The following is a 17,000-nucleotide window of genomic DNA, read 5'->3' on the forward strand; positions in this document are numbered from 1 at the left end:
TACTCTTAGGTTAGCGCACTAAAAATAGAAATAATAATCATTATTATACACAAAATCATTCAAGAAGCATCGCAACGGCAAGGGAAGAAATCCCCGCGAGCATAGATAACTGTGTGACCGGGGTTTCTGAGCGCAGCCAACAAAGAGGCAGCTTGAAAGATGAAGTGTATATAAGCCTTTATCATTGGAGGATGATATGGATATGTCACTGGCTGAGGACGCTCAGGAGACAATGGCAACGCTTGCTCCCGATCGCTTTTTCTTCATGTCGCCGTATCGCAGTTTTACCACTTCCGGGTGCTTCGCCCGTTATACCGAGCCTGCGGTTGCCGGCGATTCGCCGGATAGCCCTTTCCAGCAGAAATTGCGCCAGCAGTTTGCCGAGGCCAAATCGCAGGGCATCGCCAACCCTATCCTGGTGGGGGCGATCCCCTTTGATACCCGCCAGCCGTCGGCGCTATTTATCCCGATGGCGTGGCAGTCCTTTTCCCGCCAGCAAAAGCAGCGCACGGCGCGTTATTTTACCGACCATCAATCGCTGACGGTGACGGCGCGAAAGGCGATTCCGGAGCAGGATGCTTTTGAAGCGATGGTCGCACGCGCGGCTATGCTGACCGCTACGCCAGATGTCGATAAAGTGGTGCTTTCCCGGCTAATAGATATCACCACTGATGTGGCGGTGGATAGCGGAGCATTGCTGGAGCGGCTGGTTGCGCAGAATCCTGTTAGTTACAACTTCCATGTGCCACTGGCGGATGGCGGCGTTCTGCTGGGCGCCAGCCCCGAATTGTTGCTACGCAAAGAGGGCGAGCGGTTTAGTTCGCTGCCGTTAGCAGGCTCGGCACGCCGACAGCCGGATGACGTTCTGGATCGCGAGGCGGGAAACCGACTGCTGGCTTCACAAAAAGATCGCCATGAACATGAGCTGGTGACGCAGGCGATGAAGCAGATCCTGCGCGATCGCAGCACGGAACTGCAATTACCTTCCTCTCCGCAGTTGATCACCACGCCGACGCTATGGCATCTCGGTACGCCGTTTGAGGGCAAGGCCAACGCCGGAGAAAACGCGCTGACGCTGGCCTGTCTGCTGCATCCGACCCCTGCGTTAAGCGGTTTCCCCCATCAGGTCGCGAAAAAGCTGATTGCTGAACTGGAACCGTTCGATCGTGAACTGTTTGGCGGCATTGTCGGCTGGTGCGACGCCGAAGGAAACGGCGAGTGGGTAGTGACGATTCGTTGTGCGAAATTGCAAGGTAATCAGGTGCGCCTGTTCGCCGGCGCCGGGATTGTCCCTGCCTCTTCGCCAGTCGGCGAGTGGCGGGAAACCGGCGTCAAGCTCTCTACGATGTTGAACGTTTTTGGACTGCATTAAGGAACGATGATGCGTATACCTTTCACCCGTTGGCCGGATGAATTTGCCCGCCGTTATCGTGAAAAAGGCTACTGGCAAGACGTGCCGTTGACCGATATTCTGACCCGCCACGCTGACAGCGATAAGACGGCGGTCATTGAAGGCGAGCGCGCATTCAGCTATCGCCAGCTCAACCAGGCCGTGGATAATCTGGCCTGCAGTTTACGCCGTCAGGGCATCAAACCTGGCGAAACCGCTCTGGTGCAACTGGGGAATGTACCGGAACTGTATATCACCTTTTTCGCCCTGTTGAAGCTTGGTGTAGCGCCCGTTCTGGCGCTGTTTAGCCATCAACGTACCGAACTTAACGCCTATGCGATGCAGATCGCGCCGACGCTGGTGATTGCCGATCGCCAACATACGCTGTTCGCCGGGGAGGACTTTCTCAACACGTTTGTGGCTGAACACCGCTCTGTGCGGGTGGTGTTATTGCGCAACGACGACGGCGATCACAGCCTGGACGCGGCGATGCGGCAGGCGGCGGAAGATTTCACCGCCACGCCATCACCTGCTGACGAAGTGGCCTACTTTCAGCTTTCCGGCGGTACTACCGGCACGCCAAAGCTTATTCCCCGTACCCATAACGACTATTACTACAGCGTGCGCCGCAGCAATGAGATTTGCGGTTTCAACGAGGAGACGCGTTTTCTGTGCGCGATTCCCGCCGCGCATAACTACGCCATGAGTTCGCCGGGCGCGCTGGGCGTTTTTCTCGCCAAAGGAACGGTAGTGCTGGCGACCGATCCCAGCGCCACGCTCTGTTTTCCGCTGATCGAAAAACACCAGATTAATGCCACGGCGCTGGTGCCGCCCGCGGTCAGTCTATGGCTACAGGCTATCCAGGAGTGGGGCGGCAATGCGCCGCTGGCGTCATTAAGGTTATTGCAGGTTGGCGGCGCGCGGCTTTCTGCGACGCTGGCCGCCCGTATTCCGGCTGAAATTGGCTGTCAGTTGCAGCAGGTCTTCGGCATGGCGGAAGGGTTAGTGAACTATACCCGGCTGGACGATAGTCCGGAACGGATTATCAATACCCAGGGAAGACCCATGTGTCCGGACGACGAAGTGTGGGTGGCGGATGCCGACGGGAATCCACTGCCGCCGGGCGAGATTGGTCGTCTGATGACGCGCGGTCCCTATACTTTTCGCGGCTATTTCAACAGTCCGCAACACAATGCCAGCGCCTTTGACGCCAACGGTTTTTACTGCTCCGGCGATCTGATCTCCATTGATCAAGACGGTTACATCACCGTTCACGGGCGTGAAAAAGATCAGATCAATCGGGGCGGCGAGAAGATAGCCGCCGAAGAGATAGAAAACCTGTTACTGCGCCACCCGGCGGTGATCCATGCGGCGCTGGTCAGCATGGAAGATGAACTGCTGGGAGAAAAAAGTTGCGCATATCTGGTGGTAAAAGAGCCGCTGCGAGCGGTACAGGTACGCCGTTTCCTGCGAGAGCAGGGCGTGGCGGAATTTAAATTACCGGATCGCGTGGAGTGCGTTGCGTCACTGCCGCTGACGCCGGTTGGTAAAGTCGATAAAAAACAATTACGCCAGCGGTTGGCGTCACGTTCACCGCTCTGAAGGAGAAAGAGAGATGGCCATTCCAAAACTACAGTCTTACGCGCTGCCCACCGCACTGGATATCCCGACCAACAAAGTGAACTGGGCATTTGAGCCGGAGCGCGCGGCGCTGCTCATCCACGATATGCAGGATTACTTTGTCAGCTTTTGGGGCCGCAACTGCCCAATGATGGACCAGGTAATTGCCAATATCGCCGCTCTGCGCCAGTACTGTAAGGAACATCATATCCCGGTTTATTACACCGCTCAGCCGAAAGAGCAAAGCGATGAAGATCGCGCGTTACTCAATGATATGTGGGGACCGGGACTGACGCGCTCTCCGGAACAGCAGAAGGTGGTAGAAGCCTTAACGCCGGATGAGGCGGATACGGTGCTGGTGAAGTGGCGTTATAGCGCGTTTCACCGCTCGCCGCTGGAACAGATGTTAAAAGATACCGGACGCAATCAGCTCATCATTACCGGCGTGTATGCGCATATTGGCTGTATGACCACCGCTACCGATGCGTTTATGCGCGACATTAAGCCGTTTATGGTGGCGGATGCGCTGGCGGATTTCAGCCGGGAAGAGCATCTGATGGCGCTGAACTATGTGGCGGGGCGTTCCGGTCGCGTCGTCATGACCGAGTCGTTGCTACCGACGCCGGTTCCTGCCAGTAAAGCGGCGCTGCGGGCGTTGATTCTGCCGTTGCTGGATGAGACCGACGAGCCGCTGGACGATGAAAACCTGATTGATTATGGCCTGGATTCAGTACGCATGATGGGGCTGGCGGCGCGCTGGCGTAAAGTACACGGCGATATCGACTTCGTGATGTTGGCGAAAAACCCGACCATTGACGCCTGGTGGGCGCTGCTTTCTCGCGAGGTAGGGTAATGGCCTGTATTGATTTTTCAGACAAAACGGTATGGGTGACCGGGGCGGGGAAAGGGATCGGTTACGTGACGGCGCTGGCGTTTGTTGACGCCGGGGCGCGGGTGATCGGCTTCGATCGCGAATTTACGCAAGAGAATTATCCCTTTGCTACCGAAGTCATGGATGTGGCGGATGCCGCACAGGTTGCTCAGGTGTGCCAGCGTGTGTTGCAAAAAACGCCGCGGCTGGATGTGCTGGTCAACGCCGCCGGTATTTTGCGTATGGGAGCGACCGATGTGCTTAGCGTCGACGACTGGCAGCAGACGTTTGCGGTCAATGTGGGCGGGGCATTTAACCTGTTTTCGCAGACGATGGCGCAGTTTCGCCGTCAGCAGGGAGGGGCGATTGTCACCGTAGCCTCAGATGCGGCGCATACGCCGCGCATCGGTATGAGCGCCTACGGCGCCTCTAAAGCGGCGCTGAAAAGCCTGGCGCTAACCGTAGGGCTGGAGCTGGCGGGCTGTGGGGTGCGCTGTAATGTGGTGTCGCCTGGTTCGACTGACACCGATATGCAGCGCACTTTATGGGTGAGTGAAGATGCCGAACAGCAGCGCATTCGCGGTTTTGGCGAACAGTTTAAGCTCGGCATACCGCTCGGTAAAATCGCCCGTCCGCAGGAGATAGCCAATACCATTTTGTTTCTTGCCTCCGATCTGGCCAGCCACATTACCTTGCAGGATATCGTGGTGGACGGTGGTTCAACATTGGGAGCCTGACGATGATCTGGAAACGGCATTTAACGCTGGATGAATTGAACGCTACCAGTCAGAACACGCTGGTGGCGCATCTGGGCATTGTTTACACCCGTCTGGGCGATGACGTGCTGGAGGCGGAAATGCCCGTCGATGCCCGCACTCATCAACCGTTTGGTCTGCTACACGGCGGCGCATCGGCAGCGCTGGCGGAGACGTTAGGATCAATGGCGGGTTATCTGATGACCCGCGACGGGCAGTGCGTGGTCGGGACCGAGTTAAACGCCACTCACCACCGCGCCGTCTCGCAGGGGAAAGTACGCGGCGTTTGCCTGCCGCTGCATCTGGGGCGGCAGAATCAAAGCTGGGAAATTACGCTCTTTGACGAGCAGGGGAGGCGCTGCTGTACCTGTCGCCTGGGAACGGCGGTAATGGGATAGTTCTGGCAAAGTAAAATGCAATTGCAGCGTTAATGAAGAAAGGAAGTGATCTGGTTAACACTGTAATGTAAAAAATGGGTAACGATCCGGTTTTATCATGTTGTTGTGTTGTTAATTACGGTAAAGGTGTTATAGAAACAAAATGTAACATCTCTCTGGAACACCCAAACGGACAACAACTATGAATAAATCAGGGAAATACCTCGTCTGGACAGCGCTCTCAGTATTGGGTGCGTTTGCCCTGGGCTATATTGCGTTAAATCGTGGGGAACAGATCAACGCGCTATGGATCGTGGTGGCGTCGGTCTGTGTCTATCTTATTGCGTATCGTTTTTATGGGCTCTATATCGCCAAAAAAGTGCTGGCGGTTGACCCAACGCGTATGACGCCCGCGGTACGTCATAATGATGGTCTGGATTATGTCCCGACCGATAAAAAAGTGCTTTTTGGTCACCATTTTGCGGCCATTGCTGGCGCAGGTCCGCTGGTCGGGCCGGTACTGGCGGCGCAGATGGGCTATCTGCCGGGGATGATCTGGCTGCTGGCGGGCGTCGTGCTGGCGGGAGCGGTGCAGGACTTTATGGTGCTGTTCGTCTCGACCCGGCGCGATGGGCGTTCGCTTGGCGAGCTGGTTAAAGAGGAGATGGGCGCGACGGCAGGGGTGATCGCGCTGGTGGCCTGCTTTATGATCATGGTGATCATTCTGGCCGTCCTGGCGATGATCGTGGTGAAAGCGCTGACCCATAGCCCGTGGGGAACGTACACTGTTGCGTTCACCATTCCACTGGCGATTTTTATGGGCATCTACCTGCGTTATCTGCGTCCGGGGCGCATCGGCGAGGTGTCGGTCATTGGGCTGGTATTTCTTATTTTCGCTATTATTTCCGGCGGATGGGTGGCGGCAAGCCCAACCTGGGCGCCGTACTTTGATTTTACTGGCGTGCAGCTTACCTGGATGCTGGTGGGTTATGGTTTTGTCGCGGCGGTACTGCCGGTCTGGCTGCTGCTCGCGCCGCGTGATTACCTCTCTACCTTCCTGAAAATTGGTACGATTGTCGGTCTGGCGGTCGGGATTCTGATCATGCGTCCGACGCTGACTATGCCGGCGCTGACCAAATTTGTTGATGGTACCGGACCGGTCTGGACGGGCAACCTGTTCCCGTTCCTGTTTATTACCATCGCCTGCGGCGCGGTCTCCGGTTTCCATGCGCTCATCTCCTCCGGCACGACGCCGAAGATGTTGGCCAACGAAGGCCAGGCCTGCTTTATCGGCTACGGCGGGATGTTAATGGAATCTTTCGTCGCCATTATGGCGCTGGTCTCGGCCTGTATTATCGATCCGGGCGTTTACTTTGCGATGAATAGCCCGATGGCGGTACTGGCGCCAGCGGGGACTGCGGATGTCGTTGCTTCTGCTGCGCAGGTGGTCAGCAGTTGGGGTTTCGCTATCACGCCGGATACGTTACACCAGATTGCCAATGAAGTCGGCGAACAATCCATTATCTCCCGCGCAGGCGGTGCGCCAACTCTGGCGGTAGGGATGGCCTACATTTTACATGGCGCGTTGGGCGGCATGATGGATGTGGCGTTCTGGTATCACTTTGCCATTCTGTTTGAAGCGCTGTTTATTCTGACGGCGGTGGATGCGGGTACCCGTGCGGCGCGCTTTATGTTGCAGGATTTGTTGGGCGTAGTGTCGCCAGGGCTGAAACGTACCGATTCGCTGCCAGCGAACCTGCTTGCTACGGCATTGTGCGTGCTGGCGTGGGGGTATTTCCTCCATCAGGGCGTGGTCGATCCGTTGGGCGGTATTAACACCCTGTGGCCGCTGTTTGGCATCGCTAACCAGATGCTGGCGGGGATGGCGCTGATGCTTTGCGCCGTGGTACTGTTCAAAATGAAGCGTCAGCGTTATGCGTGGGTCGCGCTGGTGCCAACGGCCTGGCTGCTGATTTGTACGCTGACGGCGGGCTGGCAGAAAGCGTTTAGTCCGGATGCGAAAATCGGCTTCCTGGCCATTGCCAATAAGTTCCAGGCGATGATCGACAGCGGCAATATTCCGCCGCAGTACACCGAATCGCAGCTCGCGCAGTTGGTATTCAATAACCGTCTGGATGCCGGGCTAACCATCTTCTTTATGGTGGTGGTCGTGGTGCTGGCGGTCTTCTCTATTAAGACGGCGCTGGCCGCTCTGAAGATTGATAAACCGACGGCGAATGAAACGCCGTATGAGCCGATGCCGGAAAATGTGGATGAGATCGTGACGCAGGCGAAAGGCGCGCACTAATCTTTTTTCATCAATAGCCCTCTCCAGAATAAGGAGAGGGCATTTGAATGACAGGTGACAACGATGTTCGATACGCTTTCAAAAGCCGGAAAATATCTGGGACAGGCCGCAAAAATGATGATTGGCATGCCAGACTACGACAACTATGTTGAGCATATGCGCATAACGCATCCGGATCAGACGCCGATGACCTATGAAGAATTTTTCCGCGAGCGGCAAGATGCGCGCTATGGTGGAAAAGGCGGCGCGCGTTGCTGCTGAGGGTTGCCAGGCCTGATAAACGCAACGTCACCAGGCTATATTCTGAAAAATTCAACTTTGTCAAACGCCGCACGCAGGGTGTCTGGCGTTAACGTCACCGGTAAATAGTGGATGGATTCGACCGGGCGCAGGGTATGCGCGATTACCCTATCGATCTCGGCGGTGTTATGAATATCCACGTCCAGTTCGCTAAGCCGGGCCGGCAGATGAAATCGCCGGTACGCTGCAATCAATTGCGCCAGCACGTCATCTTGTCCCAGTAGCGCGCTTTGCACCAGAATGCCATAAGCCACTTTCGTTCCGTGCAGGAATTTTTCCGTTTGCGGCAGGACGGTCAGACCGTTGTGTACCGCATGGGCGGCGGCGACACGGGTATAGCGTTCCCCTAGGCCGCCGACCATACCGCCGCCAGCGATAATCGCATCAACCACGTCGCAAAATGCCTGGGTCAGCCGACGCTGCTGTTTATCCGCTAATGCTTGTTCGCTGCTGGTCAGCAGGAGATCGCGAATAGCGCACGCGCTGTTAATGCCCAGTCTTACGGTCAATGGCAACGTTTCAGGCTGCGGCGCAAGCACAACGGCTTCATACCATTTCGCCAGCGTATCGCCAATGCCAGCTAACAGATAGTCATCGGGCGCCTGCAGAATAATGCGCGGTTCGACCAGCACCAGAAAATTGGCATCATCAAAAATTTCGAACTGTAACGCCTGTCCCGCGTCGTTATACCAGACGGAAAGCGGCGTCCAGGCGGCGCAGGTCGCCGCGATGGTCGGGATAGCGACAAACGGCAGCGCCAGACGGCGGGCGAGCGCTTTGGCGGTATCGAGCAGCGCGCCGCCGCCGACGCCTATCACCACCTGACGATCGTCGTTGCAGGCGTGCGCCAGTTGGGCAACATGGCGTTCGCTACAATGGCCGGTAAACTGCAGATGTTTTGCGCCAGCACGTTCAAACGCTTCCGGCAGGTAAGGCCGGGCGGCGGCAATCGCGCGTTCGCCGTACACCCAAACGGCGTGGGAAAGCTGTTCCGGCGTGAAAAAGTCTGTCAGTCTTCCGAGGCTTCCGGCATGGGAAAAATAATTCGCCGGGCCGGTAACGACGCGGATTTCAGTGTGGTTCATGTTGTGTTGTCCTTAGGGTCTTCTCACCGCTGTTATTATATTTAGACATCTAAACGTCTTGATTGCCAAATACTAACACCCTGTGATAGTGTGTCAATAACCACATCACTGGCGGGTATGAAGATAATGAGAAATAACCCACTGATTCCAAAAAGCAAATTGCCCAATCTTGGCACCACGATTTTTACGCAAATGAGCGCGCTGGCGCAGAAACATCAGGCAATAAATTTATCGCAAGGCTTCCCTGATTTTGATGGTCCTTCTTATTTGCACGAGCGGTTGGCTTATCATGTCGCGCAGGGCGCGAATCAATATGCGCCGATGACGGGCGCGCAGGCGCTGAGGGAGGCCATAGCCGATAAAACGGCGGAAATATATGGTTATCGACCCGATGACGTCAGTGATATCACCGTCACGGCGGGCGCGACAGAAGCGTTGTACGCGGCGATTACCGCGCTGGTGCGGGCAGGGGATGAAGTTATCTGTTTCGAGCCCAGTTACGACAGCTATGCCCCAGCCGTGGCGCTTTCCGGCGGCGTGTTAAAACGCATAGCGCTTACGCCGCCGCATTTTCGCGTCGACTGGCAGGCGTTTTCGGCGTTGCTTAGCGAGCGCACGCGGCTGGTGATCCTCAATACGCCGCATAATCCCACCGCTACCGTCTGGCGTCAGGAGGATATCGAGGCGCTGTGGCAGGCTATCGGCGAGCGGGAAATTTATGTATTAAGCGATGAAGTGTACGAGCATATTTGTTTTGCCGTCGAAGGCCATGCCAGCGTATTGGCGCACCCTCAGTTACGAGAGCGGGCGGTTGCCGTTTCATCGTTTGGTAAAACCTTTCATATGACAGGATGGAAGATTGGTTACTGCGTTGCGCCTGCGGCCATTAGCGCCGAAATACGCAAAGTTCATCAGTACCTGACGTTTTGCGTCAATACGCCGGCGCAACTGGCGCTGGCGGATATGCTGCGCGCCGCGCCGGAACACTATCGCGCGTTACCCGATTTTTACCGGAAAAAACGCGATGTGCTGGTTAACGCGCTGGCGCAAAGTCGATTAAAAGTGCTGCCCTGTGAAGGTACCTATTTTCTGTTAATCGATTACAGCGCAGTGTCGACGCTAAATGACGTTGAGTTTTGTCAGTGGCTAACCGAAGAAGTCGGTGTCGCCGCTATTCCGCTCTCTGTCTTTTGCGCTGCCCCTTTCCCACATCAGCTTATACGTTTATGTTTCGCTAAACAGGAATCAACGCTGCTGGCCGCCGCAGAGCGCCTGTGTAAACTGTAGTTATTTAACCGTCCACGCTCTGGAGAATCGACGGTCTGCAAAAAGCTCCTGCAGGCCGTTGATCTGTTTCAGGCGCAGGACTTCATCGGCGTCCATACCTAACTCCTGGCCGATTTTGCTCTCGTCCCAGCCTAGCAGAGAAAGTTCGCGCACGATTTCTGACATGGCGTGGATCTGGTGACGCCCGCGCGCGCGGTTATGCCGAATGGTTGCCGCCATGCGTTCGTGACGTTCTCTGTCCAGACACGTTATCGGCAGGTAGCCTTTCAGACGCCTTTTCAGGGCCGCTTTTCCTTTGCCCAGCTCATGACGGTGAAAACCGTCCACAATCTCGTACTCCTCGGCATCGGCCTTTACCACCACGATCGGCTGAGTAAACCCATCTTGTTCAATCGATTTAAGCAGCAGTTTTTTCTCGGGCGGCGCAACGTTATTCGGGTTGTAGTCATTAGGCGAAATATGATTGTTTTTCACCCACAGGACACAATCGACAGGCTCATCGCGAAAAGGACTAACGCTATGTATCGCCATTCTAAATTCATTAATGGCGGCGATCCTCTCCTCTTCAGACAGTTCAGAGAGAAAGTGAGTTATTTCGGCTGTGAGTCGGTGTTGCATAAGATCCCCCATTCCTGGCGTTTAGCTTTCATACGTTCGTTATAACGCTGGTAATTCTTAGGTTTTGTCGGACTGAATGACAGCGCCCGGCACCAGTAATCATTGTTCAGTAAAACTTTGCAGATCCGTCGCCACGACGGAATATCCCGCGATCCAATATCGCCCTGCTGCGTCTGTGGGATGGTGTTCATGCCTTTTTTCTTATACCACTGCAAATAAACGGCGATTTTATTACGGTAATGTTCAGCAGTGACTTCAGGCATACTGTGTAGCAGGAGCAGCGCATACTCTTCCCAGTTAAGGTGATCGGGTTTTAAAATTTTCCGGTGGCCGTAAAAATGGCTGTCCTGCCCGGCGTATATTCCTCCGCTGAGCACGCCGCTGACTCTGGCGCACATGGCCGCCCAGCGCTCAGGTTCGATAACATGATACAGCCATAACCCCTGCCGTTGTTCCGGGCCGAACGGTTCACAAATACGCATGTAACGGGCCGGTACGCCAGCCTGATACATCAAATTATACAAAGGGTTACAGGGTTTACCTGTTTTGGCGAACCAGGTCCAGATATCTGCGGTTTTCCAGTCATAGATGGGGTAGATATACCAGGTGTGCCCCTTGGGGGCTAACGTGGTCCAGGGCTTATCGTCGGCAAAGCGCAGCTTATGCGAGTTAGCGATAGCGACAAACCGGTTATAGGATTCATCGGAACGAATACCGACCAGCATAGCGGCAGGACGCTTTTCTGAAAACCAGTCGGCAAAATCGCGAACGAACTGTTCAAAGGTCATGCCGTGTTGATAAAAGGAAAAAAAGGCCGGATCGGTAATCGCATCTTCTGGCGGTTGTCGTACCCAGTCGGCACCCGGCTGCCAACACTGCCACTCCGGCTGGTATTGTGAAAGGGAATTTTGTGTGGTTAAGGGTAATGCGACCCAATAAAAACGCTCAATAACGTCCGCGTAGTATTCACGTAATGATTCAATATAGGCGATGGTACAGGAGAATTGCGCTTCCCAGTCAATGAAGAGAACGTGGATCTTTTTATTCATTTTGCGCGCCAACGTTGCCGTCAGGTGCAGCATAAGCCCTGAATCTTTACCACCAGAAAATGAGACGCAGACCCGGGGTAAGGTTTCCAGGGTCCACATTATACGCTCTTGAGCCGCTTCCAGAACATTTTGCTCAAGCGGAACTTTATAAACCGACATCTCTGGATAGTCTCCAATGTGTTAACTACAGTATATTCGAAATAATTAACATAAAGGATAAGCGGATTAGATGAACTTGCAATGATTTATTATATTTGCCAAATAAATATATTCCATAAATATATACATTAAATTTATGTTAATATCCGTTATTTGGCCTTCTTATCAATGTTTTTTTGTTATTTGCTCAATGAGCTCAGTAAATCCGCTATTATTCATCGAAGCTCTATTATACATAAGATAGAGTTGTATGGGAGCAATGGTAAAAGGTATGGTGATTTTTTTAAGTTTGATAGTAGATGAGTAATAGTCAACAAGTGATTGTGGTAAAAAACCAATAAGCTCCGTGGCGCTGATGGCGTTGGCGATGGTTATCAGCGATTTGCTTCTGAAACCAATTATTCTTTCCCCCAGTACATTATGGATAACTGAATGATGCTCTTTTATATCGTTTTCCCGGGCGATGAATTGCGTAAATGATTCTTGTAGAATTTCGTCGATAGTTGCGGTTTCACCTAGCCGGGGATGGTTTTCACTGCAAGCCAGGATACATTCTACCTTATTAAAGTGAGTACAAACAATAGAACGATTATTGAGTGGGGCCATTGAAACCACAATATCTGCTTTGCGGTAGGCAAGAAGATCTTCAGGCTGTTCGTCAGTGGTCAAAATATCGTGATGTTCAATTTCAACTTGTGAATCTTTGCGGATATATTCAACTAATTTCATCACATATTGGGTGATCAACAGCTGTGGGCTATAGATAATAAACTTTTTCTTCAGACTGGACTGATTCATTATATTAATAGTTTGTTCCAGGCTGTTAAGGTTATTTTCTAAATGATAATGTAAATTAATGCCTGTTACGGTAGGCGTAATTCCTTTGCCTGAGCGAATAAATAAAGGATCATTGAATTGCGTGCGCAGGCGTTGCAATGACTGGCTTACGGCAGAAGGTGTAATATAGAGTGTTTCTGCTGCTTTGCTAATGCTTAAATGTTGATAAATACATTCAAATATAACCAACAAGTTAAGGTCAAATTTTTTAAGGTCGTAAAGGTTAGCCATAGTATCTTCCCGGCATAATCATGGTATCTTCCATGATTATGACTTAATCTCAATAATTTACCAGAATTATGTTTATTAAACTTAATGTAGAGTTTATTTAAACTAAAATACCACAGTTATGAATATTTTAGCGAGTAAATAATTACAGTAAAGGCTGTCATAACTGACACTTATATAATCACGCCGTTAGTCTAAAAGGCTGTGCCGGATGACATGCTGGTCTGGCGTCGCGTTAATGCCAGGAGGAGGTTGGCCCGACAAACACAGCGCTATCGGGCGTGGTACGGTTAAGCTCCTGCCTTGCTAATATATGCGTTAAGGCTGCCCCATCATGGCGTCCAGTTGCGCTTTTTCCGGTAAACCCACAACCTGTTGCAACGTCTTATCTTTATTCATGTAATAAATTGCTGGCGTCGCGTTAGCACCAAGATCGTCCATTAACTGCTCATTCTGATTAATGACTTTCATCTGCGCCGGGGGGATGGACGCCGGAACCTCCAGCTTCATCTTTCCTGCGGAGGCTTCATAGTCATGCCAGGTTTTCGTCGGGTCTTTCGCGGCTAAAATCGCTGCGGCTGTGGCCGGGCTTTCCGGTTTAATCACCCCGACCAGTAACGTACGTAATTGTACCTTGCCGGATTCGACCCACGGGCGAGCTTGCTGCCAAAACTGCTTACAATAGGGGCAGAAAGGGTCGGCGAAGACATACAGCACCACCGGCGCGTCTTCTTTACCGTCGAGTATCCATGACGCCTTTTCCATTTTCTGCCACATTTCTCGTCCGGCCGGCGCATAGATCTCTTTTTCTATCAGGGCGTTGCTAAGATTTTCACCTTTTTCATTATACATATAGCCGGAAATGGCGTGTTTACCGTCCGGCGTCAGGTAAATCGTGACGCCCATATCCTGATACTTTCCGAGATAGCCCTTCATGCCCCCCGGCGCCTCGAAGGATTTCAGGATAGTTATACCCTGTTTTTCAATGGCTTTAACCGGCGCAGGTAGTTCTTCCGCGTGGGCGAGAATGGGCAGCATAGCAAGCAGCAATGTACGTTTAATCATATTTTTTCCTTTTAAGATCAAAGCGAAAAGAGTATTAATGATGATGCCTATCACAGACATAGGTAAGAGCTGGCGTGCCGGGATTGCCCTTTCTATGCTGGGGTGATGTAATCCTTTTCGCTGTTACAGCCTTTGTTAAGGTAATGTAGAGCGCAACACTTAGCCAGCATATACGCTACGGATTTCAAGTTGCAGACAATACGTCTGTAATTTGCAAGACGAGTCGTACTGGCTCTGAAGTTACCTGCGGGTAGTTCAGGTAATGGGGCCGCCTGTCAGGCGGCCTTTTTACTTTAGATGGCTGACAGGGCGCAGTGTTCACAATGTCGCCCGAATCGGGTTGTTAGTTAACGCTTATTGATTTGATAATGGAAACGCATTAGCCGAATCAGCAAAATTTCGTTAACTTACTCCTCAACGAAAACACGGAGGAAGTATAGATGTCCTTAATTAACACCAAAATCAAACCTTTCAAAAACCAGGCGTTCAAAAACGGTGAATTCATTGAAGTCACCGAGAAAGATACCGAAGGCCGTTGGAGCGTCTTCTTCTTCTACCCGGCCGATTTTACCTTTGTTTGCCCGACTGAACTGGGTGATGTTGCCGACCATTACGAAGAACTGCAGAAGCTGGGCGTAGACGTTTATTCCGTCTCAACCGATACTCACTTCACGCACAAAGCATGGCACAGCAGCTCTGAAACTATCGCAAAAATCAAATATGCCATGATCGGCGACCCGACTGGCGCCCTGACCCGTAACTTCGACAACATGCGTGAAGATGAAGGTCTGGCAGACCGTGCGACCTTTGTTGTTGACCCGCAGGGTATCATCCAGGCGATCGAAGTTACCGCTGAAGGTATCGGCCGTGACGCGTCTGACCTGCTGCGTAAAATTAAAGCAGCACAGTACGTTGCCGCTCACCCAGGCGAAGTATGCCCGGCGAAATGGAAAGAAGGTGAAGCGACTCTGGCTCCATCCTTAGACCTGGTCGGTAAAATCTAAATTTCCGTCGTCTTTCACGCCATAGCTGCGTTGGCGTCGCCTGCTCACCCCGGTCACTTACTTCAGTAAGCTCCCGGGGATTCTCAGGCTAGCCGCCTTACTCTGACGTGAAATACTTTGGAAATTGTTTCAGTCATGGGCGCACCCGCGCCCATTTCATTTCAGCACCATGACGCAAGTTGCATTAATGCAGTCCCGCGAAGTCGGCTTGCATGATGATGTTTTCAGAGAGGGAAGAAGAATGCTCGACACAAATATGAAAACCCAGCTCAGGGCTTACCTTGAGAAACTGACCAAACCTGTTGAGCTGATTGCCACGCTGGATGACAGCGCTAAATCGGCGGAAATCAAGGAACTGCTGGCTGAAATCGCCGAGCTGTCCGACAAAGTCACATTTAAAGAAGACAATACTCTGCCGGTGCGCAAGCCGTCTTTCCTGATTACGAATCCAGGTTCTCAGCAGGGGCCGCGCTTTGCCGGTTCTCCGCTGGGCCACGAATTTACCTCGCTGGTTTTGGCGCTGCTGTGGACCGGCGGTCATCCGTCAAAAGAAGCGCAGTCGCTGCTGGAGCAGATTCGCGATATTGACGGCGATTTTGAATTCGAAACTTATTATTCACTCTCCTGCCATAACTGCCCGGACGTAGTGCAGGCGCTGAACCTGATGGCGGTGCTGAACCCGCGTATTAAACATACGGCAATTGATGGCGGCACCTTCCAGAACGAAATCACCGAACGTAACGTGATGGGCGTTCCGGCGGTGTTTGTCAACGGTAAAGAGTTCGGCCAGGGACGTATGACTCTGACCGAGATTGTCGCTAAAGTGGATACTGGCGCAGAAAAACGTGCGGCGGAAGCGCTGAACAAACGCGATGCGTATGACGTGCTGATTGTCGGCTCCGGCCCGGCGGGCGCGGCGGCGGCTGTTTACTCGGCGCGCAAAGGCATCCGTACCGGTCTGATGGGCGAGCGCTTCGGCGGTCAGGTGCTGGATACCGTAGATATCGAAAACTATATCTCGGTGCCGAAAACCGAAGGCCAGAAACTGGCGGGCGCGCTGAAAGCGCATGTCAGTGATTACGACGTTGACGTTATCGACAGCCAGAGCGCAAGTAAACTGGTTCCGGCCGCAACAGAAGGCGGCCTGCATCAGATTGAAACGGCGTCCGGCGCAGTATTGAAAGCGCGCAGTATCATCATCGCCACCGGCGCGAAATGGCGCAATATGAATGTGCCGGGCGAGGATCAGTATCGCACCAAAGGCGTCACCTATTGTCCGCACTGCGACGGTCCATTATTTAAAGGGAAGCGTGTGGCGGTCATCGGCGGCGGCAACTCCGGCGTTGAAGCGGCTATCGATCTGGCAGGTATTGTAGAACACGTTACGTTGCTGGAGTTCGCGCCGGAGATGAAGGCGGATCAGGTGCTACAGGACAAAGTGCGTAGCCTGAAAAATGTCGATATCATTTTGAATGCGCAAACGACAGAAGTGAAGGGCGACGGTTCGAAAGTGGTGGGGCTGGAGTATCGTGACCGTGTCAGCGGCGATATTCATAGCGTCGCGCTGGCAGGCATTTTTGTGCAGATTGGTCTGTTGCCGAATACCCACTGGCTGGAAGGTGCGCTTGAGCGTAACCGCATGGGCGAGATCATTATTGACGCCAAATGTGAAACCAGTGTTAAGGGCATCTTCGCCGCAGGCGATTGTACCACCGTTCCTTACAAACAGATTATCATCGCCACAGGCGAAGGGGCGAAAGCCTCGTTGAGCGCCTTTGATTATCTGATTCGCACCAAAATCTCATAAAAAGAAGTAAGCACACCTGCAAGGTCAGTTAACTGGCCATCGTAAATGGCCCGATAGTGTAAGCTATTCGGGCCTGCGGTGTTTATGCCTGGGGAATGCCGCCGGGTAAAACACATTCTTCATTATCAATACTCTGAAACCATCTGTTAATAACAGACGGTTTTTTATTTCAGCGGTCTTCTGTTTTTAAACTTTGAAACAATAAAAACCTCTTCTACGGATTTAACGGGAATTTTTCTG

The 17,000-nt window shown here is 52.8% G+C and carries 15 protein-coding genes; 10 read left to right on the forward strand and 5 right to left on the reverse strand.

Annotated elements, in window-relative coordinates:
* Positions 1 to 196: 196 nt before the first annotated feature.
* The 7 genes from entC to NAZ64_RS08620 all read left to right on the forward strand — a co-directional run bounded on the left by entC (position 197) and on the right by NAZ64_RS08620 (position 7,582).
* Entirely contained in the window at positions 197 to 1,372 is a 1,176-nt protein-coding gene (gene entC / locus NAZ64_RS08590; RefSeq protein WP_220569357.1) for an isochorismate synthase EntC, read from the forward strand.
* 9 nt (positions 1,373 to 1,381) lie between these two features.
* Positions 1,382 to 2,992, forward strand: coding sequence for a (2,3-dihydroxybenzoyl)adenylate synthase EntE (gene entE / locus NAZ64_RS08595; protein WP_001222460.1), 1,611 nt, complete (start codon positions 1,382 to 1,384; stop codon positions 2,990 to 2,992).
* A gap of 13 nt (positions 2,993 to 3,005) precedes the next feature.
* Positions 3,006 to 3,863 (forward strand): isochorismatase, encoded by an 858-nt coding sequence (locus tag NAZ64_RS08600; protein WP_001577997.1) that lies wholly within the window; start codon positions 3,006 to 3,008, stop codon positions 3,861 to 3,863.
* Complete coding sequence (gene entA / locus NAZ64_RS08605) at positions 3,863 to 4,618, forward strand: 2,3-dihydro-2,3-dihydroxybenzoate dehydrogenase EntA (protein ID WP_076935485.1); 756 nt, start codon at positions 3,863 to 3,865, stop codon at positions 4,616 to 4,618. The genes NAZ64_RS08600 and entA overlap by 1 nt, the downstream gene beginning before the upstream one ends.
* Before the next feature lie 2 nt (positions 4,619 to 4,620).
* Positions 4,621 to 5,034 carry a proofreading thioesterase EntH gene (gene entH / locus NAZ64_RS08610; RefSeq protein WP_000637966.1) on the forward strand — a complete coding sequence of 138 codons (414 nt, stop codon included), beginning with the start codon at positions 4,621 to 4,623 and terminating at the stop codon, positions 5,032 to 5,034.
* Between the two features lie 181 nt (positions 5,035 to 5,215).
* Complete coding sequence (gene cstA, locus NAZ64_RS08615) at positions 5,216 to 7,321, forward strand: pyruvate/proton symporter CstA (protein WP_001043110.1); 2,106 nt, start codon at positions 5,216 to 5,218, stop codon at positions 7,319 to 7,321.
* A gap of 63 nt (positions 7,322 to 7,384) precedes the next feature.
* On the forward strand, positions 7,385 to 7,582 hold the full coding sequence (locus NAZ64_RS08620; RefSeq protein WP_220569356.1) for a YbdD/YjiX family protein: 198 nt from the start codon (positions 7,385 to 7,387) through the stop codon (positions 7,580 to 7,582).
* Positions 7,583 to 7,617: 35 nt separating this feature from the next.
* Here NAZ64_RS08620 and NAZ64_RS08625 read toward each other — a convergent pair whose 3' ends face one another.
* Positions 7,618 to 8,706, reverse strand: coding sequence for an oxidoreductase (locus NAZ64_RS08625; protein ID WP_220569355.1), 1,089 nt, complete (start codon positions 8,704 to 8,706; stop codon positions 7,618 to 7,620).
* A gap of 126 nt (positions 8,707 to 8,832) precedes the next feature.
* Here NAZ64_RS08625 and NAZ64_RS08630 point away from each other — a divergent pair, with 126 nt between their 5' ends.
* Positions 8,833 to 9,993 (forward strand): pyridoxal phosphate-dependent aminotransferase, encoded by a 1,161-nt coding sequence (locus NAZ64_RS08630; RefSeq protein WP_483640913.1) that lies wholly within the window; start codon positions 8,833 to 8,835, stop codon positions 9,991 to 9,993.
* Here NAZ64_RS08630 and NAZ64_RS08635 read toward each other — a convergent pair whose 3' ends face one another.
* From NAZ64_RS08635 to dsbG, 4 genes are all read right to left on the reverse strand, one after another.
* Positions 9,994 to 10,611 carry an IbrB-like domain-containing protein gene (locus tag NAZ64_RS08635; RefSeq protein ID WP_076935483.1) on the reverse strand — a complete coding sequence of 206 codons (618 nt, stop codon included), beginning with the start codon at positions 10,609 to 10,611 and terminating at the stop codon, positions 9,994 to 9,996.
* Positions 10,584 to 11,819: a phosphoadenosine phosphosulfate reductase gene (locus NAZ64_RS08640; protein ID WP_076935482.1), complete on the reverse strand. Its 1,236-nt coding sequence runs from the start codon at positions 11,817 to 11,819 to the stop codon at positions 10,584 to 10,586. Before NAZ64_RS08640 ends, NAZ64_RS08635 begins: the two co-directional genes overlap by 28 nt.
* A gap of 165 nt (positions 11,820 to 11,984) precedes the next feature.
* Positions 11,985 to 12,887 carry a DNA-binding transcriptional repressor CitR gene (gene citR, locus NAZ64_RS08645; RefSeq protein ID WP_115286212.1) on the reverse strand — a complete coding sequence of 301 codons (903 nt, stop codon included), beginning with the start codon at positions 12,885 to 12,887 and terminating at the stop codon, positions 11,985 to 11,987.
* A gap of 315 nt (positions 12,888 to 13,202) precedes the next feature.
* Entirely contained in the window at positions 13,203 to 13,949 is a 747-nt protein-coding gene (gene dsbG, locus NAZ64_RS08650; protein ID WP_220569353.1) for a thiol:disulfide interchange protein DsbG, read from the reverse strand.
* A 440-nt stretch (positions 13,950 to 14,389) separates the two neighbouring features.
* On the opposite strand from dsbG, the gene ahpC reads away from it, so the two are divergent.
* Positions 14,390 to 14,953: an alkyl hydroperoxide reductase subunit C gene (gene ahpC, locus NAZ64_RS08655; protein ID WP_000052802.1), complete on the forward strand. Its 564-nt coding sequence runs from the start codon at positions 14,390 to 14,392 to the stop codon at positions 14,951 to 14,953.
* A gap of 241 nt (positions 14,954 to 15,194) precedes the next feature.
* The gene (ahpF, locus tag NAZ64_RS08660) at positions 15,195 to 16,760 is read left to right on the forward strand and encodes an alkyl hydroperoxide reductase subunit F (protein ID WP_220569352.1); all 1,566 of its coding nucleotides are present in this window, start codon (positions 15,195 to 15,197) and stop codon (positions 16,758 to 16,760) included.
* The last annotated feature ends 240 nt before the right edge of the window (positions 16,761 to 17,000 follow it).

It is taken from the genome of Salmonella sp. A1325 (genome assembly GCF_056991255.1).

Excerpts from the sequence above, each read along its gene's own strand:
- NAZ64_RS08600 (WP_001577997.1), top strand. The coding sequence starts at position 3,006 with ATGGCCATTCCAAAACTACAGTCTTACGCGCTGCCCACCGCACTGGAT.
- cstA (WP_001043110.1), top strand. The coding sequence starts at position 5,216 with ATGAATAAATCAGGGAAATACCTCGTCTGGACAGCGCTCTCAGTATTG.
- entA (WP_076935485.1), top strand. The coding sequence starts at position 3,863 with ATGGCCTGTATTGATTTTTCAGACAAAACGGTATGGGTGACCGGGGCG.
- citR (WP_115286212.1), bottom strand. The coding sequence starts at position 12,887 with ATGGCTAACCTTTACGACCTTAAAAAATTTGACCTTAACTTGTTGGTT.
- NAZ64_RS08635 (WP_076935483.1), bottom strand. The coding sequence starts at position 10,611 with ATGCAACACCGACTCACAGCCGAAATAACTCACTTTCTCTCTGAACTG.
- entC (WP_220569357.1), top strand. The coding sequence starts at position 197 with ATGGATATGTCACTGGCTGAGGACGCTCAGGAGACAATGGCAACGCTT.
- NAZ64_RS08630 (WP_483640913.1), top strand. The coding sequence starts at position 8,833 with ATGAGAAATAACCCACTGATTCCAAAAAGCAAATTGCCCAATCTTGGC.
- entH (WP_000637966.1), top strand. The coding sequence starts at position 4,621 with ATGATCTGGAAACGGCATTTAACGCTGGATGAATTGAACGCTACCAGT.
- dsbG (WP_220569353.1), bottom strand. The coding sequence starts at position 13,949 with ATGATTAAACGTACATTGCTGCTTGCTATGCTGCCCATTCTCGCCCAC.
- entE (WP_001222460.1), top strand. The coding sequence starts at position 1,382 with ATGCGTATACCTTTCACCCGTTGGCCGGATGAATTTGCCCGCCGTTAT.
- ahpF (WP_220569352.1), top strand. The coding sequence starts at position 15,195 with ATGCTCGACACAAATATGAAAACCCAGCTCAGGGCTTACCTTGAGAAA.
- NAZ64_RS08640 (WP_076935482.1), bottom strand. The coding sequence starts at position 11,819 with ATGTCGGTTTATAAAGTTCCGCTTGAGCAAAATGTTCTGGAAGCGGCT.
- NAZ64_RS08625 (WP_220569355.1), bottom strand. The coding sequence starts at position 8,706 with ATGAACCACACTGAAATCCGCGTCGTTACCGGCCCGGCGAATTATTTT.
- ahpC (WP_000052802.1), top strand. The coding sequence starts at position 14,390 with ATGTCCTTAATTAACACCAAAATCAAACCTTTCAAAAACCAGGCGTTC.
- NAZ64_RS08620 (WP_220569356.1), top strand. The coding sequence starts at position 7,385 with ATGTTCGATACGCTTTCAAAAGCCGGAAAATATCTGGGACAGGCCGCA.